At 41.3% G+C, this 26225-nt stretch carries 24 protein-coding genes and 1 tRNA gene; 13 read left to right on the top strand and 12 right to left on the bottom strand.

What is annotated here, in order from left to right; genetic code table 11:
* Position 1: 1 nt before the first annotated feature.
* On the bottom strand, positions 2 to 742 hold the full coding sequence (locus GSQ19_RS25035; RefSeq protein WP_011320518.1) for a cytochrome c biogenesis protein CcdA: 741 nt from the start codon (positions 740 to 742) through the stop codon (positions 2 to 4).
* A gap of 559 nt (positions 743 to 1301) precedes the next feature.
* Here GSQ19_RS25035 and GSQ19_RS25030 point away from each other — a divergent pair.
* The 4 genes from GSQ19_RS25030 to GSQ19_RS25015 all read left to right on the top strand — a co-directional run bounded on the left by GSQ19_RS25030 (position 1302) and on the right by GSQ19_RS25015 (position 8164).
* Positions 1302 to 1574 (top strand): GlsB/YeaQ/YmgE family stress response membrane protein, encoded by a 273-nt coding sequence (locus tag GSQ19_RS25030; protein WP_011320517.1) that lies wholly within the window; start codon positions 1302 to 1304, stop codon positions 1572 to 1574.
* Between the two features lie 170 nt (positions 1575 to 1744).
* Complete coding sequence (locus GSQ19_RS25025) at positions 1745 to 2437, top strand: manganese catalase family protein (protein WP_011320516.1); 693 nt, start codon at positions 1745 to 1747, stop codon at positions 2435 to 2437.
* Positions 2438 to 2675: 238 nt separating this feature from the next.
* Positions 2676 to 3404, top strand: a complete 729-nt coding sequence (locus GSQ19_RS25020; RefSeq protein WP_011320515.1) for a DUF3891 family protein — start codon at positions 2676 to 2678, stop codon at positions 3402 to 3404.
* 866 nt (positions 3405 to 4270) lie between these two features.
* Positions 4271 to 8164, top strand: a complete 3894-nt coding sequence (locus tag GSQ19_RS25015) for a PAS domain S-box protein (protein WP_011320514.1) — start codon at positions 4271 to 4273, stop codon at positions 8162 to 8164.
* 333 nt (positions 8165 to 8497) lie between these two features.
* On the opposite strand, the gene purH is transcribed toward GSQ19_RS25015, so the two are convergent.
* Positions 8498 to 10018 (bottom strand): bifunctional phosphoribosylaminoimidazolecarboxamide formyltransferase/IMP cyclohydrolase, encoded by a 1521-nt coding sequence (gene purH / locus GSQ19_RS25010; protein WP_011320513.1) that lies wholly within the window; start codon positions 10016 to 10018, stop codon positions 8498 to 8500.
* 138 nt (positions 10019 to 10156) lie between these two features.
* On the opposite strand from purH, the gene GSQ19_RS25005 reads away from it, so the two are divergent.
* From GSQ19_RS25005 to GSQ19_RS24970, 8 genes are all read left to right on the top strand, one after another.
* A complete protein-coding gene (locus GSQ19_RS25005; protein WP_011320512.1) occupies positions 10157 to 10483 on the top strand; it encodes a hypothetical protein in 327 nt (108 codons plus the stop codon).
* Positions 10484 to 10492: 9 nt separating this feature from the next.
* Positions 10493 to 10900: a toll/interleukin-1 receptor domain-containing protein gene (locus GSQ19_RS25000; RefSeq protein WP_011320511.1), complete on the top strand. Its 408-nt coding sequence runs from the start codon at positions 10493 to 10495 to the stop codon at positions 10898 to 10900.
* A gap of 114 nt (positions 10901 to 11014) precedes the next feature.
* Entirely contained in the window at positions 11015 to 12109 is a 1095-nt protein-coding gene (locus GSQ19_RS24995) for a toll/interleukin-1 receptor domain-containing protein (RefSeq protein WP_011320510.1), read from the top strand.
* A gap of 204 nt (positions 12110 to 12313) precedes the next feature.
* Positions 12314 to 13126: a DUF4351 domain-containing protein gene (locus GSQ19_RS24990; RefSeq protein ID WP_041456321.1), complete on the top strand. Its 813-nt coding sequence runs from the start codon at positions 12314 to 12316 to the stop codon at positions 13124 to 13126.
* Between the two features lie 237 nt (positions 13127 to 13363).
* On the top strand, positions 13364 to 13978 hold the full coding sequence (locus tag GSQ19_RS24985) for an alpha/beta hydrolase (protein WP_041456320.1): 615 nt from the start codon (positions 13364 to 13366) through the stop codon (positions 13976 to 13978).
* Positions 13979 to 14132: 154 nt separating this feature from the next.
* Positions 14133 to 14345: a protein IsiD gene (gene isiD, locus GSQ19_RS24980; protein ID WP_011320507.1), complete on the top strand. Its 213-nt coding sequence runs from the start codon at positions 14133 to 14135 to the stop codon at positions 14343 to 14345.
* Positions 14346 to 14465: 120 nt separating this feature from the next.
* A complete protein-coding gene (gene coaBC / locus GSQ19_RS24975) occupies positions 14466 to 15698 on the top strand; it encodes a bifunctional phosphopantothenoylcysteine decarboxylase/phosphopantothenate--cysteine ligase CoaBC (protein WP_011320506.1) in 1233 nt (410 codons plus the stop codon).
* A gap of 313 nt (positions 15699 to 16011) precedes the next feature.
* Entirely contained in the window at positions 16012 to 16836 is an 825-nt protein-coding gene (locus GSQ19_RS24970; RefSeq protein WP_011320505.1) for a DUF4351 domain-containing protein, read from the top strand.
* Positions 16837 to 16904: 68 nt separating this feature from the next.
* Here GSQ19_RS24970 and GSQ19_RS24965 read toward each other — a convergent pair whose 3' ends face one another.
* Positions 16905 to 17096 (bottom strand): hypothetical protein, encoded by a 192-nt coding sequence (locus tag GSQ19_RS24965; RefSeq protein ID WP_011320504.1) that lies wholly within the window; start codon positions 17094 to 17096, stop codon positions 16905 to 16907.
* An 83-nt stretch (positions 17097 to 17179) separates the two neighbouring features.
* Positions 17180 to 17264, bottom strand: a tRNA-Ser gene (locus GSQ19_RS24960).
* 278 nt (positions 17265 to 17542) lie between these two features.
* Here GSQ19_RS24960 and GSQ19_RS24955 point away from each other — a divergent pair.
* Entirely contained in the window at positions 17543 to 18010 is a 468-nt protein-coding gene (locus GSQ19_RS24955; RefSeq protein ID WP_011320503.1) for a hypothetical protein, read from the top strand.
* A 269-nt stretch (positions 18011 to 18279) separates the two neighbouring features.
* Here GSQ19_RS24955 and proB read toward each other — a convergent pair whose 3' ends face one another.
* The 8 genes from proB to arsS all read right to left on the bottom strand — a co-directional run bounded on the left by proB (position 18280) and on the right by arsS (position 26194).
* Positions 18280 to 19389, bottom strand: coding sequence for a glutamate 5-kinase (gene proB / locus GSQ19_RS24950; RefSeq protein ID WP_011320502.1), 1110 nt, complete (start codon positions 19387 to 19389; stop codon positions 18280 to 18282).
* A 294-nt stretch (positions 19390 to 19683) separates the two neighbouring features.
* A complete protein-coding gene (locus GSQ19_RS24945; protein ID WP_011320501.1) occupies positions 19684 to 20223 on the bottom strand; it encodes a YqeG family HAD IIIA-type phosphatase in 540 nt (179 codons plus the stop codon).
* Between the two features lie 283 nt (positions 20224 to 20506).
* The gene (locus GSQ19_RS24940) at positions 20507 to 21085 is read right to left on the bottom strand and encodes a DUF3727 domain-containing protein (protein ID WP_011320500.1); all 579 of its coding nucleotides are present in this window, start codon (positions 21083 to 21085) and stop codon (positions 20507 to 20509) included.
* Between the two features lie 140 nt (positions 21086 to 21225).
* Positions 21226 to 21681, bottom strand: coding sequence for a Holliday junction resolvase RuvX (gene ruvX, locus GSQ19_RS24935; protein ID WP_010997251.1), 456 nt, complete (start codon positions 21679 to 21681; stop codon positions 21226 to 21228).
* 78 nt (positions 21682 to 21759) lie between these two features.
* Positions 21760 to 23004 (bottom strand): GNAT family N-acetyltransferase, encoded by a 1245-nt coding sequence (locus GSQ19_RS24930; RefSeq protein WP_011320499.1) that lies wholly within the window; start codon positions 23002 to 23004, stop codon positions 21760 to 21762.
* A 205-nt stretch (positions 23005 to 23209) separates the two neighbouring features.
* Positions 23210 to 23416 carry a hypothetical protein gene (locus GSQ19_RS24925; RefSeq protein ID WP_041456929.1) on the bottom strand — a complete coding sequence of 69 codons (207 nt, stop codon included), beginning with the start codon at positions 23414 to 23416 and terminating at the stop codon, positions 23210 to 23212.
* Between the two features lie 847 nt (positions 23417 to 24263).
* Positions 24264 to 25057 (bottom strand): IS5-like element ISAva7 family transposase gene (locus tag GSQ19_RS24920; RefSeq protein WP_104009889.1). Its coding sequence is split into 2 segments (ribosomal slippage): positions 24264 to 24718 and positions 24718 to 25057, totalling 795 coding nucleotides; the frame shifts between segments, so codons are not numbered across the junction.
* Positions 25058 to 25186: 129 nt separating this feature from the next.
* Complete coding sequence (gene arsS, locus GSQ19_RS24915) at positions 25187 to 26194, bottom strand: arsenosugar biosynthesis radical SAM (seleno)protein ArsS (RefSeq protein ID WP_011320497.1); 1008 nt, start codon at positions 26192 to 26194, stop codon at positions 25187 to 25189.
* Positions 26195 to 26225: the final 31 nt, after the last annotated feature.

Genomic DNA, 26225 nt, shown 5'->3' with positions numbered 1-26225 from the left:
CTTAAAAACTGCCTAGAGGAATCCGAGAAATTAGAGAAAATACGCCAAATCCTACCAATAATGCACCGCTAACTGGATTTATCCAACCAGACCAGCGACGCAGTTCCAGCAACTTTTTAATTGATGCTGTGAAAGTACCCGCCAAAATCAAGGGAGTTACATAGCCTGCTGTATAAGAAATCAACAAAACAGCGCCTAAAATTAAATCTTGTGTGTTGGCAACCCAACCTAGTAGACTGGCTAACACAGGAGTACTACAAGGGGAGGCGACCAAGCCGAAAGTTAAGCCAATACCGTAGGAACGCACCCCTGAAGGCAAGTCTTGGGGAATCCAATTAGTATCACCAAAAGATGGAAGTTGCAGAGGTAAAGCTTCTAGTAAGTTTAGCCCCATCAAGATAGCAATGATACTGACAATAATCGGTAAACCAATACCTATCTGACCGTAGACTTTGCCAACCAAAGCAGCTACCACGCCTAGTCCTGCTAGGGTAGTCGCCAATCCCAAGGCAAACCAAGTTGATTGGGCTGCTGCTTGCCAACGACTTTTGGCTTCATAACCACCGATGTAGCCAATAGTAATTGGCAACATGGACAGCATACAGGGTGTGAGGCTAGTGAGTAACCCTGCGGCAAAAATGATCCCAATACTCAGCAAACTCAGGTGTGTCAGTTGGTAAGAGACAAGGGTGTTAGCAAATTTTTCTAGTTGGTAAATTTGGGTTTGCAGAGTCTCTAGCATGGGGGATTACTGAGGGCGAAATGCTTAATCTGCTTGAATTTTAGCTTATTTTGGGCTGCGGCGTTGGGGTGACTTCAGAACTGAGGATGCGCTTATACGAACAGAGGCGAAACAGGCCGCAATAGACTAATCTCGATGGCATTGCATAAATGCGAGATGAATTGAGACTTTTATACAAAACCAAATGTTGATTCTACCCTTCCCCTTCGGAGACGCGAATGCGTCTACCTGCGGGTTCCGCTTGCGGTATGCGTGTTAGCGTTAGCGGGGCGTAGCCCGACAAACTAGTAATTAAATATCTTTCTCTAGAAAGATAGCCAATATTTCTGTTTTATAGTTTTGTTTTCGTGGATTATCTTTTTAATAAAAGTCTTTTGAGAAAGTCTATTTATTAAATAATTAGTGGTAAGAAGCTGGAATATAAATATGTCTGTATTCCATTACTTTAAAGATTTTATATCTACCTTCTGGATTTTGTATTTATCTCATTTGGGAGAAACAATTATAAAGCAGACTTAGTAATCTTAATACAGATGCGAGTTAATTTTTTGAGGTAACTATGAATATTATTGCATGGGTAGTATTAGGTTTATTAGCTGGTGCGATCGCCAAAGCCATTTATCCAGGTACACAAGGCGGTGGTATTCTCTCCACAATGATTTTGGGTATCATCGGTGCGTTTATCGGCGGTAGTTTATATAGCCTATTCGCAACGGGAACTTTACAGTTGACAGCCACTAGTCTGAGTTTTCCTGGCCTGTTAATTGCAGTCCTTGGTGCAATGGTTGCTATTTATTTGTGGGGACTACTTAGCAGAAGCAGAAGTGTATAACTTTAATAGGCAAAAGGGGAAATCAAGATTTACTTAAATATTAAGTTTCTGATTTGACTGACTCTGAATAGTTAAATACTTTTGCCTTCCTAGAATAGTTTAAATACGTGGCTAGCAACTGAATGTTTGGTTAGTCTTCTCTTTGTTGAAAATAATCACAGGGGCAATTCATGTTTTTTCACAAGAAAGAACCGATTCACGTTGTAAATATCGGTGAAGCAAATCCTCGTTTTGCTCAATTACTCTTAGAGCAATTTGGCGGAGCGACAGGAGAACTATCAGCAGCTTTACAATACTGGGTGCAATCATTCCACGTTGAAAACGCGGGAATTAAAGATATGCTGCAAGATATTGCCATCGAAGAATTTAGCCATTTAGAGATGGTTGGCAAACTCATCGAAGCTCACACGAAAAACGTGGATCAAACAGAGGCTTATAAAAGTACTCTCTTTGCTGTAAGGGGTATTGGACCTCACTTCTTAGATAGTCAAGGTAATGCTTGGACAGCAAGTTACCTCAATGAAGGTGGAGACGTAGTTCGGGATTTGAGAGCGAACATTGCAGCTGAAGCTGGCGCGCGTCAAACCTATGAAGAGCTAATCAAACTATCACCAGATGAAGGAACTAAGCAAACTCTAGTTCATCTCCTCACACGAGAAATCTCTCATACCCAGATGTTTATGAAAGCTTTAGATTCACTGGGTAAATTAACAGATCCATTCTTTGGTAATGTCCAACCCGACGAAACAGTGGCGCTCTACTATAACCTATCATCCAATGGAAACGGTCATGACGAACGTGGCCCTTGGAACTCTGAGCCAACATTCAAATATGTTGCTAACCCACTAGAAAAACATTCCTAATTCAATATGTCGTGGTTAAAGTTTAGTTAGGTTTGGGGTGCAAAAAGGTCTATTAATAGAGTTACCCGACGGATGTATTTCCACGTTGGGTAACTAATTTATTAAATAGGGTGGCTGGTAATATAGTAGCTACCAATTAAACGATGCACACACTAACCTGTAAATCCTGGTTTTTTACCTCCCAAATATATTTGAATTTATTTGAAAAATCACAATTTAAACTTTAGGAGATGATTTTGTGATTGTGAATGCAACACCAACCGGATGGGAAGTGATTTATCATCGTTCCCACGCCTTGTTAGCAGCGCAAATAGCAGGACAATGGCAACGGAAAAACGCTCCAACCAGAATATACGAAACCTTAGCCGCAATTTCTCATCATGATGATTTAGAGAAAGAATGGGAGGAAGATAATTTGACTGAAGCAGGCGCGCCAATGGATTTCATGATGAACAAAGAAGCTTCTGTGGAAAAATTGGCGAGTCTCATTAAAAATGCGCGTTACCGGGGACGATGGGTAACTTTATTAATTTCTATGCACATTAGCCGCTTGACGGAACCAAAACGCGGCCAGTCGGCTGAGTTAGACGCTTTTTTAGATGAACAGCTAGAAAATCAACAGCGTTGGCGTGAAGAACTGAGGATAGAAGAAGATGAGGTAGATGGAGCGTATGCGTTCATGCAGTGGTGCGATCGCCTATCTCTCATCTTATGTCAAAAAGAATTACCTGCCGATGAACGGTTTTTAGAAATTAGTCAAGGGCCTGATGGTCAACGCTATGACATCATGCAACGCAGCGATAATTTGGTAACAGTTAAACCCTGGCCCTTTGAAGACGATAAGTTTACGGTCAATGTCGAAGCTTGCGACTTACAAAAGGTTCAATTTGCCAGTAACGCCAAACTAACTCAAGCACTACAAACCGCTCCCATCAAGGTGCTAGAGTGGACTTTCGTTAAAAATTAACAATTTGCCAATAACTAAAAAGCACCTGGGAGTGTTGCCGTGTTTCCACCCCAGATGCTTTTTATTTTTAACTTGCTCCTCACACACAACTAGAAGATATCACTTGTTATTTTATTTAGCAAGTATATTGCATGACACTTTGCCAACTGCACAGAAAAGTCTCAGGGTAGCCTCAATTAAAAAGCGCCTGGGAGTGTTGCCGTGTTTCCACCCCAGGCGCTTTTTATTTTTAACTTGCTCCTCACACACAAATAAACAATAGCACTTGCGATCATCAATAGTAAATCTATCCTGTGACAGTTTGCTATCTGCACAAAATAGGAGTATTTTGCCGAAATTTGAACATTCCTATCCACGGGGACAACTGATACGCACAGCACCATAAAAAAGCGCCTGGGAGTGTTGCCGTGTTTCCACCCCAGGCGCTTTCTATTTTTAACTTGCTCCTCACACACAACTAGAAGGTATCACTTATTCTTTGAGAAGACAAGTATAATGTGTGACTCTTTATGAATTCTTTAAACAAAATATTGGGATCGGTAATAACTGAGTAAAGATTCTTAACATATAGCTCACTTGTTGCCCGACTAGGCTGATTTTAGCGAAACAGTATGTGAATCCAACAAAGCTATAATTTTAAAGGCAACATTAACTAAACTGCCAAACAAAGCTCTGGAAGAGATGAAGTTGTATGTATGAACTTTGTAAAACACCAAGTTATAAAAGTTACCTATTTCCCTGTCCCCTACTTCAAAAGTAAAATTTTAGACTAATCAATCTGCAATATATATCTCAAGATTGTTGCCTCTTGCAAAAAAAACACTTGATTTCTCATAAAAACTCTACTGCCAAGGATTAATCGCAGTATGTCAAATATCCAGCGCTCTCATTTGCAGCGTTACTGTATCTCTATTGTGTCGGTATTATTGTCGCTGTTGCTAGGTTTAACGCTGGGAAGATATTTAATAGAGATTTCACCACTGTTTTTTGCATCTGTAGTCTTTAGTAGTTGGTACGGCGGATTAGTACCAGGTTTAGTTGCTACAGTCTTGGCTCTTTTAGTTAAGAATCACTTTTTTAATACACCATTCAACTCAATAGCAGTTAGCCAAGGTAATGATTTACTCAATTTAATCGTGTTTGCTTCTGTAGCAGTATTAATTAGTTCATTAAATTTGCAAGTGCGTACTGCAAGGGAAGCGTCTGAGGTACAACTGGCTAAGTTGAAGGTGAATTATCGCCACTTGTTAGAGACAGCCAATGAAGGTATTTGGATATTTGACAGTGAAGGAAAGACAGAATATGTCAACCATCAGCTAGCCCAAATGCTTGGTTACAGCGTTGAACAAATCAGCAAATGCTCAATTTTCAATTTTCTGGAACCCCAGGCGCGTGTGGAAATTGAGCAATGGCTAGAGCAACAGCACAAGTACCATCAACAAACTAAACAGCAGTTTGATTTACGTTTACAACGCCACGATGGCGCGTCACTTTGGGTAATTGTTTCTCTCAGTTCCATACTCGATAAGCACGGACAATTTTCTAGTGCGATCGCCATGCTCACAGATATTACAGAGCATAAGCAGGAACCAGCAAAACCTGACCTCGAACGCCAACGCCTACGCGCCATCCTTGATATTCTGCCAATGGGAGTAGTGATTTCCGATGCTAAAGGACAGCTTTTAGAAATTAATCCTGGGGCAAAAGCGATTTGGGGAGAAGATGCGCCGTTGCTCGACAATACTAGCCAATATCATCAATATAAAGGATGGTGGCCGGATACAGGTCAACCCCTGACAGCAGAAGAATGGACTCTAGCCCGTACCCTAGCTACGGGTGAGGCGATAATTGGGGAAGAGATTGATATTGAAACATTTAATGGCGAGCGGAAAACCATCCTCAACTCTGCCGTACCCATCTGTGATGCCACTGGAACGATAGTGAATGCAATCACAGTGAATGTAGATATTACTGAGCGTAAACGGGTAGAAGCCGCTTTAAGGCAAAGTGAAGCACTAGCGAAAGCACGGGCAGAAGAACTCGAAACGATTATGGAGACTGTGCCGGCTGCTGTCTGGATTGCACATGATCCTCATTGCCATTCCATGAGTGTCAATCGTGCTGCTTATGAAATGATGCGAGTACCAGCAGGTTCTGTGATGACCGCAACCCCGGCCAGTGGAGGATATCCCTTTCCTTTTAAAATCCAAAAAAATGGTCAAGATGTTCCTCTGAATGAGTTGGCAATGCAGCAAGCCGGACTGACTGGGCAAGAGGTGGAGGCGGAGGTTGAATTTGTCTTCAGCTCGGAGGATGTACGGCATATTTACGGTAAGGCTACACCCTTGTGCGATCCAGATGGTAATGTCCGGGGAGTGATTGGGGCATTTTTGGATGTCACTGAACGCCAACAGTTAATGTCTTTGTTACAACAAAAACAAGAATGGCTCGATTTAGCACAGAAGTCTGGAAAAATTGGCAGTTTTGACTGGAAATTGGCTAGTAATATCAATATTTGGTCACAAGAGTTAGAAGAAATTTATGGTTTGCAGCCTGGTGAGTTTGGCGGTACTTTTGAAGACTGGGCAAAACGTGTTCATCCTGATGATTTAGCTAGGGTAAAAGTGGAATTACAGGAATTGTTGAACACAGGCTCGAAGGAATTTTTTAGTGATTTTCGCATCATTCGTCAGGATGGAAGCCTTTGTTGGCTACAGTCGAGAGCCAGAGTTTTCTATGATGATCATGGTCAGCCATTACGGATGGTGGGAGTAAATATCGATGTGACTGAGCGCAAACAGGCAGAAGCAGCGCTACAGCAAAGCGAGGCTCGACTAAAACAGTTATTGCAATCGAGCATTATTGGTATTATTGAGGCAGATTCAGAACGAATTAATTTTGCTAACGATGCCTTCCTGAAAATTGTGGGCTATACCCAGGAAGACTTGCTCACAGGAAAGTTGCGTTGGCAAGACATGACTCCACTAGAATACAGTGAACTGGATCAAGCCAAGGTACAAGAAGTCATCAACGCTGGGTTCTGCATTCCCTTTGAGAAAGAATATATCCGTAAAGACGGCTCTCGTGTTCCTATTTTATTAGGTGCTGCCCGATTGAGTTCCAGCCCCTTAACATGGGTTTGCTTTATTCTAGATTTAACTGCTCGCAAACAAGCAGAAGCAGCATTACAACAAAGTGAATTGATGTTCCGCACATTAGCGGACACCATGCCGCAAATGTTTTGGATTACCCAGCCTAATGGCTACCATGAGTATTTCAATCAACGTTGGTATGACTATACAGGAACGACATTAGAACAAACCCAAGGCGAAGGGTGGCAAAAGATTCTCCATCCCGATGATGTGCAACGCACCATAGAACAATGGCAAGATAGCCTCGATACTGGCAAAGATTATGATATTGAGTATCGTTTGCGTCGTGCTGCTGACGGGGAATATCGTTGGCATTTAGGTAGAGCCTTTCCACTAAGAGATGAAAATGGTCAAATGGTGAAATGGTTTGGTTCCTGCACAGATATTCATGACCAAAAGCTAGCAATTGAAGAACGCGCCCAGGCGTGGGAACAGGAACGTGCCGCCAGGATAGAATTAGAACGAGCCAACCGGATGAAAGATGATTTCTTGGCAATAGTCTCTCACGAGTTGCGATCGCCTCTCAATCCCATTCTCGGTTGGGCAAAACTCCTCAAGAGCCGCAAACTGGATGCACTCAAGACTAATCAAGCCCTAGAAGTTATCGAACGTAATGCCAAATTACAAGCCGGGTTAATCGACGATTTACTAGATGTTTCCCGAATTTTACGCGGTAAGCTGAGTTTGAATGTCTGCACAGTGGACTTAGTAACCACCATCGAAGCCGCATTGGAAACTGTACGCTTAACGGCTGAAAGTAAATCGATTCACATCCAAACGGATTTGACTGCCAGTGTGTGTAGAGTTGAAGGCGATCCCAACCGTTTACAACAAGTTGTGTGGAATCTACTGAGTAACGCCGTAAAATTTACACCGGAAGGTGGTGAGATAGAAGTCAAGCTAGAAAGAGTTGGTTCTTTAGCCCACATTCAAGTCAGGGATACAGGAAAAGGTATTAGTCTCGACTTTCTCCCCTATGTGTTTGAACGCTTCCGCCAAGCCGACGAGGTGACAACGAGAAAATTCGGTGGATTAGGGTTAGGGTTAGCCATAGTCCGTCATCTTGTAGAACTCCACGGCGGTTCTGTCCAGGTAACAAGCCCAGGTGAAGGATTAGGCACAACATTTACCGTCAAACTACCCCTAGTTGCTGTTTCGCAGATATATGAAGAGCATTTTATCCCAGACACCACCCCAAATCTGCAAGGCTTGCGAATGGTAGTTGTAGATGATGATGCCGATACTTTAGAATTGCTCAGTTTTATTCTGGAACAGTATGGAGTGGAAGTTAAAGCAGTCAATTCAGCAAATGAAGCATTGGAGGCGATCGCCCAAAGCAAACCAGATTTATTATTAAGTGATATTGGAATGCCAGAAGTTGACGGCTATATGCTGATTAAGCAAATCAGAAGTATGGAAGTAGCATTAGGCACAAAACTACCAGCGATCGCCCTCACCGCCTTTGCTGGCGAAACCAACTTTCAAAAGATTATGTCTGCTGGCTTCCAAAGGCATCTAACCAAGCCTGTAGAACCATCGGAACTAGCCACAGTCATAGCCAACCTAATTCAAAGTAATACCAATTTGAAAAAAGCATCCGACAAATAAACCATCTGTAGAGACGCGATGAATCGCGTCTTCACCCAAGGATGTGTTGCAATCATTAATTGAATTGGTATTATTCGTAATTTTGCCATCTAGTATTTCAATTAAAAAGCGCCCAGAAGTGTTACCGTGTTTCCACTCTAAGCGCTCTTAATTTCAACTTGCTCCTCACACTATTAGAAGATAACACCGCCTTGAAACCAAAGCTAATGTTATCAGTGACACTTTCCTAACTGCACCATTGTGAGGGATTGGGGACTGGGGTAATGGGGATTGGGGGAAAATCTTGGAGTAATTTCTCCCCCCGCCTCCCCTGCCTCCCCTGCTCCCTACCTCCTAATGTAAAAAATGCCGCACCCCAGTCAGCACCATTAACAAACCGAGTTCATTGGCAGCCTTGACAGAATCTTGATCGCGCAGGCTTCCCCCTGGCTGGACAATGGCGCTAATACCGGCGGCGGCGGCGGTTCTCACGGTATCATCAAAGGGGAAAAATCCATCGCTGGCGAGGATTGCACCTTTGGCTTTGTCCCCTGCTTGTTCTAGGGCAATTTTCGTTGAACCAATGCGGTTCATTTGTCCTGCACCTACACCAAGAGTAGTGCGATCGCTTGTCACAACAATAGCATTAGATTTAACGTGTTTGCAGACTTTCCATGCAAATAACAATTCTGCTAATTCATCAGCAGTAGGTTGGCGTTCTGTAACTACTTGCCATTGAATTGTGTCAGCAGCAATATCATCCGCAGCCTGCACCAGGAAACCGCCAGCAATTTGTTTTACCAGAGTTTTGGGGCCTGTACTCAAATCTGCTAAAGTCAACACCCGCACATTAGATTTCTTCGCCAGAATTTTTTGCGCTTCTGCATCGCAATCAGGCGCAACTACACATTCTAAAAACGTCTTGGTTAACTCGCTGGCTGTCGCTGCATCAATAGGGCGGTTCAGGGCGACAATCCCCCCAAATGCCGAAGTAGCGTCAGCATTAAAAGCTTTTTGATAAGCTTCCACGATGGTATCTGCCAATGCCGTACCGCAGGGATTAGTATGTTTAATAATCGTGGCGGCTGGCGTATCAGTGAACTCTGCAATAATGCGGCGGGCGGCTTCTAAGTCAACCAAATTATTGTAGCTGAGTTCCTTGCCTTGCAGTTTCTTGGCTGCCGTCCACCCTGTTGGCGTAGTTCCAGTTTGATACCAAGCTGCGGGCTGATGGGGATTCTCACCGTAACGCAGAGATTGTAATTCTGTACCGTTGAGGGTATGCTGTTGTGTACCTGAGAGGTAAGAGGCAATGGCACTATCATAACTCGCCGTATGCAAAAACCCCTTCAAAGCTGCCTTTTGCCGAAATTCTAAGGAAGCTACTCCGTTATTTTGTCGTAATTCTTGCAGATATTCATCATACTGCGCCGGATCACATAAGACTGTTAGATGGGCAAAATTCTTTGATGATGCCCGTAACATCGCCGGGCCGCCAATATCAATTTGTTCCACAGCTTCCGCCAACGTCACCCCTGGTTTAGCAATAGTCTCCTCAAACGGGTAAAGATTCACCACCACCAAATCAATCGGGCGAATTTGGTTATTTTCCAAATCCGTCAAATCACTAGGTACATCCCGCCTAGCCAAAATCCCCCCATGAATCCGGGGATGGAGAGTTTTCACCCGTCCACCCAAAATCTCTGGCGAACCCGTGTAATCTGCAACCTTCGTCACAGGTAAACCCGCATCCTTGAGGGCTTGGGCTGTCCCCCCACTGCTGATTAAATCAAACTCAAATTCTTCTACCAAGCGACGAGCTAAGTCAATTAAACCAGTCTTGTTAGATACACTCAGCAGTGCTAGACGCGCCATGTCTCAATTCCTCAGATGCCAAAGACCCCAATTCTCACACAACCCTGGCTTCACTTCAAGACCATGAGGAATAATTCTCAAATACAGTAGTGGCGACCTGGGAAATCTTAGTAAGCAAAGTTACGAAAGAAGTAAGTAATGGACTTCAATAAACATCTTAAAGAACAATTAACTGAGGATTTTAAGCTTCTCAAAGAACTAGAAAACAGACGACGCTCTGAAGATGATCCGCGCCGTAAACTTAAGTTGAATGATGATATCGCAGAAATCAAGCAGCAAATTTTTCATAGACAAACAGAACTTAATTCCCTGCCTATTTCTCCTGTTATTGTCTCTCCATTACAATTGCCAACTAAAGAACTTGAAATGCAGCGTTTTCCCAATGATGCGTCTATAGATAGTAATAAAATTATGTCAGTGCAACCAAATCAAGCTATAGAAGTGTTTTATTCCTATGCTCACTAAGATGAAAAAATGCGAGTTCAGCTAGAAAAACATCTTAGCAGTTTGAAACGAGAAGGTGTCATTACAGACTGGCATGATCGAAAAATTGGAGCAGGAAAAGAATGGGAAAATGAGATAGATATTCACCTAAATACATCTCACATAATTTTGCTACTTATTAGCCCAAGTTTTATGTCTTCAAACTATTGCTGGGATGTTGAATTAAAACGGGCTATGGAAAGGCATCAAGCTCAAGAAGCTAGAGTTATACCAGTAATTATTGAATTTGTTGATTGGATTAATGCACCATTTGGAAGACTTCAAGCTCTCCCCGAAGGTGCTAGACCTGTAAAAGAATGGGGAAATTATAACAAGGCATTTTTAAGTGTTGCTAAAGGTATTCGGATAGTGGCAAAAGAATTATTAGAAGATTTATAAAAATATACCTATTAAAATTCAATTATTACGATTAGAAAGATCATCAACAACTTAAAGTAAGTATTTTTCAAGATAAACGTAATTGTTAATTGATATTAGTAGGTAATAAAGTCAATGCGGACAACTAAGATTGTCAAAATTTTTTACTGCTGCTCTGACTCCGCTAAAGATGAAGAAATGCTGCAAAAACTTGAGAATCATCTCAGTGCTTCAAAGTGGGAGGGCTTAAGTACTAGCTGGCACAGGAAAATGATTAGCCCAGGAAAGGAATGGGAAAAAGAGATTGATACAAATTTAAAGACGGCTGATATAATTTTAGTGCTAATTAGTTCAGAATTTACTGCTTCAGATTACCACTGGAATGTTTTGGCGAAACAAGCTATGAAACAACATAAGGCTAAAACATCCCGTGTTATTACTATTCTGCTTCGTCCAGTCGATGATTATTGGAAGATTGCATTCCCCAATGTCAAAGTTTTACCCAAGGGTGGAAAACCCATAACTGAATGGAGACCTTATGATAAAGCTTTTGCAGATATTGCTACAGGTATTCGAGAAGTAGTCGAGGAGCTTACTGACTCTACCTTCCATATTAAGAAAATTCTGTATTGGATTAGGGCAATTGCGATACTTGTTATAAAAGCTGCTGGAAAGACTTTGATATATGTAGCAAGAGCAACCGATTCATATTTTTTTAGAACATCAAGATATCGTCGCCGAAATAGGGTAAGTAAGATTCCCATACGAATACTTCTTATAATTTTAGTAGGTGGTATGTTTATGCTCTTCATTTCTCAACAATCAGACATATCAAAAATTCTTTCATCAGATGTATTAGGAAGTTTTTTATCAAGACCTAATTCTACTCTAGACTCAAATAATAAAGGATGGATATGGTTAGGTATAATTAAAAATAGTTCAGGTAGTTTCTCCGCTAGAGAACCACTAATTATTAAACAAGAAAAAATTAGAGAATACCCTACTATTGAGCCTCCTATTGTTCCATCACCAGGAGATATCGTAACCATTAAATACATTGTATATTTAAGAAAAGAAAAATTTTCAGGATCAGAGTTAATTGATGAGCTTATACCAGAAGAAAAGGTAGTAATACTTAAAGTAGAGCCTTTATCAAAATCTAGTTGGAATTCGCCTTATATTGAATTGATGGCACAAGTTCGTAAATGTAATTACACTTGCAATCATTAACAAATGAACAAAGTTTAATTAAAAATAAGTTTAGTCATGTGCATAGTTTTTAGTAATTTGACGTGAGTCTCCAAGAATTGCCTTACTCCCTAGATTACAACTTCTTCATCCCCAAGCCTTACTTTTGTTTCTTTCGCACTTCTCACAGGTAAGCCTTCCTTGAAGGCTCACGTTAAATAGTTTATTTAAAATGGACGGCAAGTTTTGAGTTTCGATAATGTTGGGAAATATTTGGCAGAACAATATCCACGAGAATTTGCTAAATGGTTACTTTCAAATGAACCAAAAGAAGTTAAAGTACTAAAAACTGAACTTTCTCTTGAGCCAATTCGCGCGGATTCGGTAATATTTCTGCAAACAGAAAGCAGGATCATCCATATAGAATTTCAAACTCTGACAAAATCTTATCCACCAGTTCCCCTACGGATACTCGATTACTATGTGAGATTGAAACGCCAATACCGTGTACCAATCACACAAGTAGTAATTTTCTTGCAGGAAACAGATAATGAAATTGCTTTTACTGAAGAATATACAGACGAAGTAACCATTCACCGCTATCGTGTTGTTCGTCTATGGGAACAGAATTCAGCTTTATTTCTCGAAAATCCTGCTCTTTTACCTTTAGCACCCTTGACTCAAACAGATTCACCTTCAAGGTTGTTAGCACAGATTGCTGAAAAAATAGCTAAAATTCGAGATAGAGTTGAAAAACAGAATATTGCTGGGTGTACGGAAATTTTAGCTGGTTTGAGATTTAGAAAGAACTTAATTCGCCAATTTTTACGGGAGGAAATTATGCAGGAGTCTGTTATTTATCAAGATATTGTCCAAAGTGCTGAATTTAAGTTTTTTTATCGTCAGCTAAATCGGCGTTTTGGTGAAATTGATAATTCCATAATTGAACAGATTCGAGAATTATCTACTGAACAATTAGAGGTCTTAGGAGAAGCGTTTTTGGATTTCTCATCAGTTGCTGATTTAGAAGCTTGGTTAAATCAAGTAACAAATCGGTAATTAGCTAATTCAAAATACCAATTCCCTATCCCCACAGCCTGATGGAAGTCAATAAGTTAGGAATTACGCAAAACACAACAGAAGTAGCGATAATACGCTCCGGGAAGCCCTTAGCTACATGAAATCCCTCTACGAAATCATCAGGTTTTCGGTTACATCTTGCGTAAACCCTATAAGTTTAAAAATCAAAGCGGATTACTATTAAATAGAGTAGATTTTAGGAGCAAATCTCTGTCTTTGCAATTCACTACCTTTCCCCCAGCTAACTCTCAAACACCCGCCGGCTTAGTGGTTACTTTGCATGGTTGGGGTGCTAATGCTGAGGATGTGGCATCTTTGTTACCCTATTTCAATTTACCTGATTACCAGTTTGTCTTTCCCAATGCACCTTATCCATATCCCTATGCTCCCCTTGGTAGGTCATGGTATGACCTGAGACAAGAAAATATGTATGAGGGATTGGCGCAAAGTCGCGAACTGCTGAAAGATTTTGTGCTTTCTTTAGAAAGTAGTACTGGTGTGCCTTTATCCCGCACTATCTTAAGTGGATTTTCCCAAGGTGGGGCGATGACTTTTGATGTCGGCTCAAAATTACCGTTGGCTGGTTTGGTGGTGATGAGTGGGTATTTACATCCTGAAGCCATTAGCCCAGATCATACTAATATTCCCCCAACTTTGATTCTGCATGGTACAAAGGATGAAGTTGTACCCCTGCAAGCTGCTGTTAAGGCACGCACAACAGTAGAATCACTGGGTGTTCCTGTCCAATATCAGGAATTTGAGGCTGGACACGAAATCAATTTGGAAATGTTAAATGTAGCCAGAAATTTCATTGTCAATGCACTTGTTTAGTTTGAGTTACAATTTTTTTACAAAATATGGTATAAATCCTGAAAAATTTTAGGAATTCCATGCCATCTAGTGAGTAAGATAGATTGAGTGGCACTTTATAGCGCCACTCAACCCGTGCTGGGTGCAAATGCTGCATAAGGGAGGGGCAAGCATTATGAAAACTTTAAGCATTTCCAAAAAAGAAATTGCTGCCATGACCGCAGCAGAGGTGGAGGAACTGGCTACTCGTCTAGAGATGGACAACTATAGTAATGCTTTTGATGGTTTAAATGACTGGCATCTACTGCGGGCGATCGCATTTCAGCGTCCAGAGTTGGTAGAATCTTATATCCATCTGTTAGATTTGGAACCCTACGACGAAGCTTAGGTATTTAATCATCAGGAGTTAGGGAATAATTCGTAATTCGTAATTCGTAATTCGTAATTCGTAATTCGTAATTCGTAATTAAGAATTGAATTTCTAACTCCTTACTCTTCAGTTTTTGTTATGGCTCATCCTCAAGCGCAAGCTGAAAATCGCAAAAGTAGGGTTCTTGTGGCTGTGGGTGGCGGTATCGCTGCTTATAAGGTTTGTGAGGTCGTTTCCAGTTTGTTTAAATCTGGGGTGGAAGTCCGAGTGATTCTTACTCGTTCTGCACAGGAATTTATTGCGCCTCTGACTTTATCAACCCTCTCCCGTCACCCTGCTTATACAGATGATGATTTTTGGCAACCTACTCACTCTCGGCCGTTGCATATCGAGTTGGGTGAGTGGGCTGATTTGTTGGTGATTGCTCCTCTCACTGCTAATACTTTAGCTAAATTAACTTATGGGCTGGCTGATAATTTACTCACCAATACTGTGTTAGCTTCCACTTGTCCTGTGTTGTTAGCGCCGGCAATGAATACTGATATGTGGGAACAGTTAACGGTGCAGCGTAATTGGCAGCAGTTGTTAACAGATAGCAGATATCATGGTATTGGTACAGCATCGGGATTATTGGCGTGCGATCGCGTCGGTGCTGGTAGAATGGCAGAACCTCCAGAAATTTTGGCTTATACTCAATCCCTATTACACACTCAAGGTCAGCGAGATTTAGCTGGGAAGCGAGTTTTGATTAGTGCGGGAGGTACAAGGGAGTATCTTGACCCGGTACGGTTTATTGGTAATCCCTCCACGGGTAAAATGGGACTGGCTTTAGCCCAAGCGGCTTTACACCGTGGGGCAAAGGTGACATTGGTACATGGCGTGGCGAGTTGGGATGTACCTTTGGGTGTGCAAGCAATTCCCATTATCAATGCCGAAGAAATGCAGCAGGTGATGTTGGAATATTTACCCAATGCAGATATCATAGTTATGTCTGCGGCTGTAGCTGATGTCAAACCTCAAGATTATAGTACAGAAAAATTACCCAAGCGATCGCTCCCCCAGTCTTTACCTTTAGAAGCAGTACCCGATATTGTTGCTCAATTAGGCAAACTCAAACAACCCCATCAGCGTTTAATTGGTTTTGCTGCCCAGACAGGGGATATAGTTACACCAGCTAGGGAAAAATTATATAGTAAGAAATTGGATGCGATCGTTGCTAATCCCATCGACAAAGCAGATAGCGGTTTTGGTAGTGATAATAATCAAGCCATCTTCTTAGATAATCAAGATAGACAAGTGACCATCCCACCTTGTTCTAAATTGCAACTAGCTCACCATCTCTTCGATTTTGTCAGCAACCTGACACTATGATTCAGTAAGAGGGTGTTTGAAAAGTTGAAAAGTTGAAAAGTATACTAGAAACCCCTCTCCAAACCTCTCCCCGAAACGGAGAGAGGCTTTGAAACCCCCATTCCCTCGCAGGGAAGGGGGCTGGGGGGTTAGGTTTTTAAGATTTTGGCGTTAGCAATGATACTTTTCAAACATCCTCTAAGACAGAGCAACTGAGGTACACCCAATCTTATCAAACAAGGTTAGTAGGGTTGAAAATATACTTCACGAGGTCAGGAACCAATATATCCACATTTAATAATAATATAATTATGATATTAACTTGGTTATTATTGTGAGTTTTGATAATGTTTGTAAGGCGCTTGCAGAGAAATATCCAAAAGATTTTATCCGGTGGTTAATTGGTGAAGAATCTACCAATGTTAAGGTTTTAAAAACTGAATTAAGTTTAGAGCCTATTCGCGCAGATTCTGTGATTTTTTTACAAACTGGCAATCTGATTTTGCATATTGAATTTCAGACTTTAACACAGTCTAATCCCGCGATTCCTTTCCGAATGCTGGATTATTCTGTGAGATTAAAACGTCAGTATAAGTGTCGAATTGTGCAGGTAGTAATATTTTTGCAGGAGACAGATGATGAAATTGCTTTTACTGAAGAGTATGTGAATGAGACAACTATACATCGCTATCGTGCAGTCAGAATGTGGGAGCAAGATTCCAGCTTATTTTTGGGTAATTTGGCATTGTTACCGTTAGCACCTTTGTGTCAAACTGATTCTCCACGAGATTTATTATCGCAGATTGCTCAGGAAGTCGCTAGAATTTCAGATAGAGAGACAAGGCAAAATACAGCAGCCTACACCGAAATTTTAGCAGGTTTGCGGTTTGAGAAGGGTTTGATTCGTCAGTTATTAAGCGAGGATATTATGCAGGAATCAGTTATTTATCAGGATATTTTGCAGAAGGGTGAGCAGAAGGAAGCTTTTCGCTTTTTAAATCGACAGTTAAATCGACGCTTTGGTGAGATAGATTTATCAATAGTGGAGCGTATTAAAACATTATCTACTGAAGAATTAGAAGCATTGGGAGAAGAATTTTTAAGTTTTTCAAATGTATGTGATTTAGTTGCTTGGATTGAGCAAAATACAAGTAGTTAAGTAATTTAGATAAAATGTTTGGTTACGATGCCTAAAGGCGATCGCTTCTGGGCAATCAAATACTGTCTCTATTCTTCACTAGAAAGCTTATCTAGCTTCTCTTGTATCGCGTCTCTACAGAATTGAGCAGGATCATCCTGTGCCTTAACCATTTCTTTCATTGACTCGGTGACACGAAAACTAAGGTTAGCTGCTAGGGCTTCATCCCCTTTTAGTTTTAACGGTTCTAAATTTTCAGGATTACCCTTGCGGTTAGGCATTTATGTAGAAAAGTAAATATAGCTTGAAAGCTAAGAATCATCTAACTGAGGTAATTGACTTATTGAGAATGATGTAAAAAAGACGGAGAGGGGGGGATTTGAACCCCCGTTGGGTTTCCCCAAAACGCATTTCGAGTGCGTCACCATCAACCACTCGGACACCTCTCCACATATTTATTCAATTAGAAAACTGTTGATACAGAGTTTCCTTTTGACATGATAGCATCTCGTTAGGTGAAGCGATCGCCTTAGGCGGGGCGCAACCCATCGCTAGCAATTGGAAATGACAAATCTCAGTTTTCCGAACAAAATAATAGCATTTAACAACTTGTTAGAGAAGTCCTGACTAAGGGAAAACTCAAAACAAGACCCTGTAATGAAAAATTTGATGCTGATGTTTTCCGCAGATGATCAGGGTTTATTTTCAGCAAGTAGCTTAAAGCACCATGAAAATATTACCATACGAGACCTTGACAATTGTGACACCTGACTCATTGCCGATAGTTTTGCAACGGCTGAAGGCAAACATTGAACCGCCAAAAGCGTTGAGATTGTCCAGGAAACACACTACCTATCAAGGGAGCATATCTGAAGAGGGTTTTCAAATTATTCGTATAATTAATTACCGCCACTCATTTTTCCCAGTGATTCGAGGACGTTTTGAAGAGCAATCCCAGCAAACCCTAATTCATGTGCAGATGAGCGTAAATACTGGTGCAATGGCATTTTTAGGGTTTTGGCTTTGGTTTTGGTATAGTGCGATCGTTCCTACAACCGTAACGGATATTATGCCTAGTCATATGGCTGCATTATTAATAGGAATGCCTATATTGATGTTAGTTATTTTTTGGCTAGCCTTTTGGTCGGAAGTAAGACGCAACCATACTGAATTAACCGACATTATTCAAGGATAAGTTTACTTAGGCGATCGCTCTGTTCATCTACACACAAATTTCATAAGATTGTAATATTTTTGTCAAATGCTTATGTAATATTAAACCCAGGCTAAAAGATAAGCTCTGTACAAAGGTGGGTTCTCCTACCTTTTACCTATTTTTCAGGGTGCTAGTTAATACTTTTTTATGGTAAATTTTGTGGCTAAAGTAACATTAACCCCGTTAGGTATCGGGGTTTTTCTCTTTTAAGTCAGCTAATCAAGAGAACATCTCTTTTCCGTACACACCTACGTCAATACTAAGTTATCTCGATGGATCACGGTTTCTGCACCTACATAACCCAAAATAGTCGAAATTTCTTTAGAGTGACGACCACAAATTTGCTGTAAGTCTTTGCTGCTATAGTTAACTAGTCCTCTGGCAATTTCGTTACCTTGAGGATCTAATAGCTGTACTGCATCTTGAGGCTCAAATTCACCTGCAACGGTTTTAACTCCTGCTGGCAATAACGATTTACCTGCTTTAACTATGGCGGCGATCGCACCAGAATCTAAGTATAATTTACCTGTCGGGACTAAACCGTAAGCAATCCAACGTTTACGGGCGGAGGTTGGTTCTGGTTGGGGTTGAAAATGAGTTCCAATCAGTTCCCCTTGGATAATTTTTTCGATATTGCGAGGATATCGCCCTTGAGTAATCACAGTACGCACTCCCGCCGCGATCGCAATTCTCGCCGCCGAAATTTTTGTCATCATTCCCCCAGTACCCCATTGAGAACCTTGAGAACCTGTTTGTACTTGTAAGTCTGCTAATTCTTTGATGCTTGTCACCAAAGATATCGGTCGGGCATCGGGGACAGAACGGGGATCGGCTGAGTATAATCGGTCTACGTCAGTGAGTAAAAATAGCCAGTCTGCCTCTACAAGACTAGCAACCAAAGCTGAAAGGGTATCATTATCACCAAATTTCAGTTCATCCACGGCAACGGTATCATTCTCGTTGACTACAGGAATTACCCCCAAGGCAAGTAATTCCCGAAAGGTGTTGTATACGTTGAGATAACGGCTACGTTGTACCAAATCGCTGCGAGTTAGCAAAACTTGGGCGATCGGCTGTTGTAAGGTGGTAAATAAGTCGTCATATACGCGCATTAATCTACCTTGACCCACTGCGGCTACTGCTTGTTTGAGAGCGATCGCTTTGGGACGTTCCGTTAAACCCAACCGCGCACAACCGACTCCCACAGCCCCAGAGGAGACTAAAATCACTTGATTACCTTGCTGTCTTAAATAAGAGAGTGTTTCCGCCAAAGTTGCAATGGTGGAGAGGGCTAGTTGTCCGGTTTCTGGTTGGGTGAGGCTAGATGTGCCGATTTTGACGACAATTGTTTTGGTCATTGGTCAAGAAGAGGAAAAGGGGCAGGGGGCAGGGGGGCAGGGAGATGGGGAGAAGGTTTCCCCCTGCCTCTTCCAGTCAACAGTCAACAGTTTTTACTATGGACTCACTACTCAATAGTAAAGCGCCAGTCCCTCTATAAGTGAAGGCTGACGCTTTACTGATTTATAGTTACTTGTTATGTACTAGGGTCTTTTATTGCTGACCCGATGTTATTAATACTTATGATCCCCGATTTTTTGCTGTTCATGGATTTCTTTAATTATTTCTTTAGATTTTAGTTATTTAACAAAATGTCAATTTTTGTAACTTTTGGTATGCTCAGGGTTAATAGAAGCTCCTAAAATCTCTGAGAACCAAACTTCAAAATTGCGGATAGGATGAGAGCGCAAAGCTGCATCAGGATGGATAATTGGCTCTACCAGAATGGTAAACATACCCAAGCGATTACCAGCTAAAACATCAGTAAATAAGCGATCGCCTACCATCCCTACCTGCTCAACTGGTAAATTCATTTCTTGCAGTGCAGCCCTAATTTTGCGGCGTGAGGGCTTGGCTGCACCTAAATAATAAGGTAAGTTCAAAGAACGGGCAATTCCCCCTATGCGGGCTTCACTCATGTTATTGCTCACCAACCACAGCGCCGTAACGCTGCGAATCTGCTCTACCCACTCTCTCAGTTCTGGTGAAGCTGATCCTACTGTAATTGGTACTAAGGTTTCATCTACATCCAAAACCAACCCCTTGAGCTGGTGGTGTTGAATAATATCTGGTGTGAGGTTCAACACTGAACCCGCCAAAATTAAATCAGGCTGTAAAAACTTGTGCCAAGTCATACTCTATCCTTGCGCTTAACTTAAAATGTGAAATTGCCCAAGGCAATACTACACCTACAAAATTTAAAATGCCAAAACCCACATATCTTGAGATTTTGACATTCTGTGTAGATTTATATTGATTACCGTGGTGACGTAATAACAAAGTTAGCCAACCGATAGCTACTAAAGCGGCTTGACCTTGGGGATCAAATTTTCCTATGGTGCAACTAACTATGATTGGGAATCCTCAATTGAAAATTAAAAATGTCATCTTTTAATTTTTAACTGAACACTTTTGATATTATTCAACTTCATTAAAAAGTTGTTCTTCTAACAGGGGTTGCACTTTACGAAACTCTTCTGGGGAGAGTAGCACAGGCTGACCAGTCTTTGTAATTTTGGCAAAAAATAGCAGGGGATCAAGAGGCGTATAAATTGCGTACTCCTGTTCATCGTGATAGAAGTTAGCAAGTAGCTGGAGTTGCTCTGGTTCTAAATCTGCTGCTTCTTCTTCTTCAATTTCTAGAGTAAATAGCTCTGATTCTTCCACTGGTGGTAAATCACCAGCCACCGTCAAAGCATAAGCAGTCTGTTTGAGTACCAAGTTTTGTTCTGCTAGGACAGCCTGAGCAGTGGCAAAGATTTCGTCAATAATCGCATCATCAAATTCTACTAGGACTGCTTCTTCGTCTTCGTCTTCACCTTCCCAAGCAAAAATTTCTATGGGTGAATCGACAGGAAGTAGCAAAACATATTCTTGTCCATCTACCGAAAGCGAATGTTCTACATAACATTCAAGCGATCGCCCTTTTTCATCGGTTAAGGTGATGGAACCATTAGGAGCATTGTCGTTATCTTCGGAAAATGGAGAGGAAAACATAGCCAAGATGTGAGACTTTATAAGTACCAACAGATGTAAACAAAGCTTTACTCTTGAATGACAAATTATGTCAAGCAAATAGCTTTAATCTTAGATACAACTGCTGTGTAACAGCTTTCAGAATATCATGTTCAAAGGTATCAATACTCTACTGCCACTGAACTCTGAGCATTAGTTCGTCTAATATCCAACCACTGCTGCAAAATCAAAGCTGCTGCCTTGCGATCGATTAAACCTTTATTCCGTGATGGGGAAACATTTTCAGCGATGAGCATCTGTTCAGCTTGAAAAGAAGTCAGTCGCTCATCAACATATTCCACAGGTAACTGCAAAGCTTTAGCCAGCCTTGACGTAAATTTCTGCACTTGACGAGCCTGAAATCCTAAGGAACCATCCATTGAATATGGCAAACCTACAACCAGAACTTGTACCTGGCGTTCATTCACTATATTTTGTATTTGCTGGACATCCCGGTCAAAAGATGTACGCTCAACGGTGGTGATTCCCGTAGCAATCAACCCAGTGCGATCGCATCCAGCCACACCAACGCGCTTACGCCCCACATCCAATCCCAAGGCTGAAATGTATTTAGTCATTAGTCATTAGTCAGTTGTCATTAGTCAGTTGTCAGTTGCCAATTTTCTTTACCCTGCTTCCCCTGCTTCCCCTATTTCCTACTCCCCAATCTCCCCTTCTTCTGAATCTGGCTGATTGGGTACATCTTTAATCCCAAAGGCCATTGGTTCTGATGAACTGGGTACTGGGATATCTGGGGATGATTGCTGTCTTGTGTGTACCCAGGACATTCCCCCAGGGATGGGTTTGCGCGCAGGTTGCAGTCCTTGGAGAACATCAGTCCATTGAATCCCTTCTAGAGAGACAAATTTTGACTCCCGCAGTTTGTGCCAGACTGAACGAGACATGATCAGCGTGTGTTCTATGCGCTTGGCACCAATGCGTTCTAAATATTCTTCTCGCTCTGGTTGGTAATCAGAGGAGGCTAGTTGTAAACCTTGTTGGGGAAAATCTTGGGCAATTCGCGCCAGTTGAGATAATAATTCTGGGTATAGCCAAGTATAAGCAGGGTGGACTGTCAAGGTGGCAACGTGGGGAGTTTCACCTTTGCGGTCTAGCTGTAACTGGAAATAACCTATTGCTGCTTTGCGTTGTGGTTCAAACACGTAGCCGCTTACAACTTCAATTTTTGTCACCCATTGTTTGACTGCATCTCTTAAAGCGCCGAACAAACTGGTTTTAAAATCGCGGGTATTGCGATCGAATACTTGACGTACCAACGGTGGCATCGATGCTGTATCCAATTGATACAACAACTGAGCATCCGCATTGCTGACTGGTAAAAGATTGGGTAAATCTGGCTCTGCTTGCGCTAATTCACTTAATAATTCGGGATCTATTTCCCAATATGTCATTTCTGCTAAACGCTGAAATCCATTTTGCCGATAAAGCGCTAGTGCATCTGTATCATTGACATTAACTTCTAACAACCAAGTACGAGCTTCTAAAATCCCTTCAAAACAGTGGCGTAGTAGCTGTGAACCAATTCCCTGCTTATCGACAGCCCGATCCAAAATCACCCGGTCAACTCGCCAAGTGCTGCGTGTCCGGTTAAACGGCGAAACTTGAATCATCCCTAAGAGCATCCGCCCCTGTTCGGCTACATAGGCGCAAAAGCGGTATTGTAGCGGGTTAGGGAACCAACTCAAAAACTTGAGTAACCCATACCAGCGACGCAACCATTGCATCCGATTAGCAATAGAACTAGCTCCTTGGGGGGTATGAGCTGCGAAGGATTCTTGAGATATTCGCTCAATTCCGTCCAAGTCCCGATAATAGACTGGCCGGATGACAACGCTAAGATTTCGAGGAAGTAATGAAGTCATGTTGATTTGAGCTGCCATTTAGCCTTAACGGATTGGATCAGAGGAACTGCTGCAATAATTTTAACGGCTTTCCGCTCTTTGCTATTGCTCCCAAAGGGTGATTTTCGTAACCGAAGACTACAAAAAATGGAAAAAGCAGACTTGAGGGTAACACTTTTGGTGTAGAACCAACAATATCTGCTTTTATTTTATTTGTTTTTCTGTTATTTTATGTCTTTCTATATTATAATCTTTGCCGAGAAGCCTGCATCTCAAAATTAGCTTGGGTTTGATGCAGTAATTGTTGTCTACTATCTTCTATAGTCTGAGTCTGCCTTAAAGGTGGAACTAAATTACGTGCTTGCAAAGTCATGTGTAGCTGGAGGTTGGCAACATATTCGCTAATTTCTTCCTTTGGTAGAACTGTGCCGTTTAATAAGTTTGATTCGATTGCCACCGTATTCTCCTTATCCTCTGGTGCGATTGCGTCACATCATCAAAACTTATCACGTTGTTTCACTTGGCTTCTTACTTCGCAATGAAGTTTAACGGTTGTTTGCATTTGGTAGAGATGAAGTAGGAGGAAGAATATCTCAGGACTTACGCAAGCGTCACCATAGATGCTGAGTGCGTGACGCTATAAGTATTGTGACTACGTTCAAATAATTTCGCAGCGTCACACAACGGCAATAAAGCGGGAGGAAAATCCACACCGCTTTTTGCCTCCCCTACATAAAAAATATGCCAGTTGTGTAAGTCCCAAATCTTACTCAGCACTCATCTATAGAACAACTATAGAAAAAGCCGCGAAACTATTTGTTTTGCGGCTTTTCGTGTGGTGTGAGGAGCTTAACTAAAGACCATCATAGGGCAACCGCCCAGTAGTGATACACCTGTAACAATTTTGGTAACAGGATTTTTTGGGGAGAAATTAATAATTGGCGCTTATACCGTTTCTTGATGTAGCTTGCCTGGCGTAGCCATAGATGCACTTTATTCTTTACTGTAGAGACGTTGCATACAACGTCTCTACATCATTTATTTGGTGCAGCTTCATATCCATTTGGTATTAGATAGGTTGTGCGTTGGACTAAATATTTTGTCAAGAGTAATATTTTTATCTTTAATCAAAAAATAAAAACCGTAGAAACATTGAGTAATCCACGGTTTTTTTAATGTGGTGTGAGGAGATTTAAACTAAATACAATCATAAACGAATCTCAGCTATTCTCAAGGCGAAATAACACTGTTTGTAACAAAATTAACCTTTGCTGAGAGATTATTTATAAAGTAAATCTTTAGGATACAAGACGACGTAGCATAATCCTAGTCATTACAGCATATATAGCTGCTTCGCTCATCTCTGGAAGATGCTCATAATCCTTACTGAGACGATGATATTGGTTCAACCAGCCAAATGTTCTTTCGACTACCCAACGTTTGGGCAAAATCCGGAATTCTTGCTCAGTACGCCGTATGACTTCAACATGTGCTTGGATCATCAACCAAACTGAAAGAGCAAATTTATCGCCGTCGTAACCGGAATCAACCCACATGACTTGAACTTTTTCCAGTAATTCCGGACGCTCCTCTAAAAGTTCCATTAATGCGTAGGCAGCAAGTACCCGTTCCGGCGCATTGGCTTCACTGACAACAACTTTCAACAACAGTCCCAGGCTATCAACTAGAGTCTGCCGCTTTCTTCCTTTTACCTTTTTACACCCGTCAAAACCGTACACTTCCCCTTTTTTTGGTCAGTTTTGACCGACTGACTGTCTGCGGCGATCGCTGTGGGTTGCGTTGATTTGCCTAGTTTTGTGCGAACTTGTCCGCGCAGTGTATGGTTTAATTTTTCCCAGACTCCTTTGCGCTGCCATTTGCGGTAGTAACTGTAAACAGTTGAACTGGGTGGAAAGTCCCCCGGAAGCATATTCCATTGGCATCCCGTTTTCAAGTGATAGTAGATAGCATTGCATATCTCACGCATATCCGTTGTGCGTGGATGCCCTCCTTCTTTGGCTGGTGGAATCAATGGAGCCAGAATTTCCCACTCCATATCAGTTAAGTCTGTGGGGTAAGACTTTCGTCCCATGAGTAGCTATGTAAATACACTATATTTCATGTATCCTATACCTCCAAGCTTACTTTTATACTCACTTTTAGATTTACTTTATAAATAGCCTCTGACATAGAGCGATTATCTGTGGCTTAGTCTTACCTGTCACACCAAAGCGCCACCGCAACTAGAACCACAACCAGCAGTACAACCATAGCAATAGTTTGCAGTTTGAATTTCATTAATCAGATCCAAACTACCAGCCTCAATTAATTTAGCAACAGTCAGAGTTTCACCGTTATGAGTTTTCGCTGGTAAATTCATCATCTGATTAAAATCACAATCATATATATTACCGAGATAGTCTACAGATAATTGATTGCGACACATTAAATTTCCTACCGTATGAGGATTGAAATGCAATTCTAAAAAGTGCAAATAACTGGTCTCTAGTTTTTTCCGTTCTAAATAGAGTTTAGTTCTACCAACTGGTAAGTTAGTAATAGTGAACAGATTGTTAAATTCAATACGGAAATGTTTTTGTAAGAAAGTTTTGTAATCTTGCTCTAATTTACTTTGTTCAGGAGTTAGGGAAAATTTTTCACTTGTAGGTAGTTGGGGATTATAAACCAAATCCAAAACTAAACTGGGGTCTATTCCATAACCAACTTGATTTAGCCATTGTAAAGCTTTAATTGAATCATCAAATACACCTACACCACGCATTTTATCAACATTATCCGCTAGGTAACAAGGCATGGATGCTACAATTCTGATTTTGTTGGCAGCAAAGTATTCAGGTAAATATTTAAAGCCCTCCACAAAATAAATAGTTAAATTAGAACGGACAATTACCTGTTTATTATGTTGACGTGCGGCTGCTACTAATGGCTGAAATCCATAGTTCATCTCTGGTGCGCCGCCAGTTAAATCGACAATTTTAATTTGCGGAAATCGATGAATTACCTCGATTAATTGTTCGCAGATTTCTGCTGATAACTCTTCTGTACGTTTGGGACTAGCTTCAACATGACAGTGTGTACAAGCAAGATTACAGCGTTTACCTAAATTAATTTGTAAAACATTGATTTCTTGTTTGGTTAAAGGAGCATTTAACTGAGAATTAAAAGGAATTATTTTTGTATTTATGGTAGTGCTTGGTGTAGTTGTCATTGATAACTATTCCTGGAATAAGTTAAGATAT

The organism is Trichormus variabilis 0441, from assembly GCF_009856605.1.
GTDB classification, from domain to species: domain Bacteria; phylum Cyanobacteriota; class Cyanobacteriia; order Cyanobacteriales; family Nostocaceae; genus Trichormus; species Trichormus variabilis.
The sequence above is the reverse complement of the archived record's forward strand: the minus strand, read 5'-3'. Positions and strand labels throughout refer to the sequence as shown.

Bases quoted from the DNA above. Each gene is read 5' to 3' on its own strand.
- GSQ19_RS25035 (WP_011320518.1), bottom strand. From the start codon at position 742: ATGCTAGAGACTCTGCAAACCCAAATTTACCAACTAGAAAAATTTGCT.
- GSQ19_RS25030 (WP_011320517.1), top strand. From the start codon at position 1,302: ATGAATATTATTGCATGGGTAGTATTAGGTTTATTAGCTGGTGCGATC.
- GSQ19_RS25025 (WP_011320516.1), top strand. From the start codon at position 1,745: ATGTTTTTTCACAAGAAAGAACCGATTCACGTTGTAAATATCGGTGAA.
- GSQ19_RS25015 (WP_011320514.1), top strand. From the start codon at position 4,271: ATGTCAAATATCCAGCGCTCTCATTTGCAGCGTTACTGTATCTCTATT.
- purH (WP_011320513.1), bottom strand. From the start codon at position 10,018: ATGGCGCGTCTAGCACTGCTGAGTGTATCTAACAAGACTGGTTTAATT.
- GSQ19_RS25005 (WP_011320512.1), top strand. From the start codon at position 10,157: ATGGACTTCAATAAACATCTTAAAGAACAATTAACTGAGGATTTTAAG.
- GSQ19_RS25000 (WP_011320511.1), top strand. From the start codon at position 10,493: ATGCGAGTTCAGCTAGAAAAACATCTTAGCAGTTTGAAACGAGAAGGT.
- GSQ19_RS24995 (WP_011320510.1), top strand. From the start codon at position 11,015: ATGCGGACAACTAAGATTGTCAAAATTTTTTACTGCTGCTCTGACTCC.
- isiD (WP_011320507.1), top strand. From the start codon at position 14,133: ATGAAAACTTTAAGCATTTCCAAAAAAGAAATTGCTGCCATGACCGCA.
- coaBC (WP_011320506.1), top strand. From the start codon at position 14,466: ATGGCTCATCCTCAAGCGCAAGCTGAAAATCGCAAAAGTAGGGTTCTT.
- GSQ19_RS24965 (WP_011320504.1), bottom strand. From the start codon at position 17,096: ATGCCTAACCGCAAGGGTAATCCTGAAAATTTAGAACCGTTAAAACTA.
- GSQ19_RS24955 (WP_011320503.1), top strand. From the start codon at position 17,543: ATGAAAATATTACCATACGAGACCTTGACAATTGTGACACCTGACTCA.
- proB (WP_011320502.1), bottom strand. From the start codon at position 19,389: ATGACCAAAACAATTGTCGTCAAAATCGGCACATCTAGCCTCACCCAA.
- GSQ19_RS24945 (WP_011320501.1), bottom strand. From the start codon at position 20,223: ATGACTTGGCACAAGTTTTTACAGCCTGATTTAATTTTGGCGGGTTCA.
- GSQ19_RS24940 (WP_011320500.1), bottom strand. From the start codon at position 21,085: ATGTTTTCCTCTCCATTTTCCGAAGATAACGACAATGCTCCTAATGGT.
- ruvX (WP_010997251.1), bottom strand. From the start codon at position 21,681: ATGACTAAATACATTTCAGCCTTGGGATTGGATGTGGGGCGTAAGCGC.
- GSQ19_RS24930 (WP_011320499.1), bottom strand. From the start codon at position 23,004: ATGGCAGCTCAAATCAACATGACTTCATTACTTCCTCGAAATCTTAGC.
- arsS (WP_011320497.1), bottom strand. From the start codon at position 26,194: ATGACAACTACACCAAGCACTACCATAAATACAAAAATAATTCCTTTT.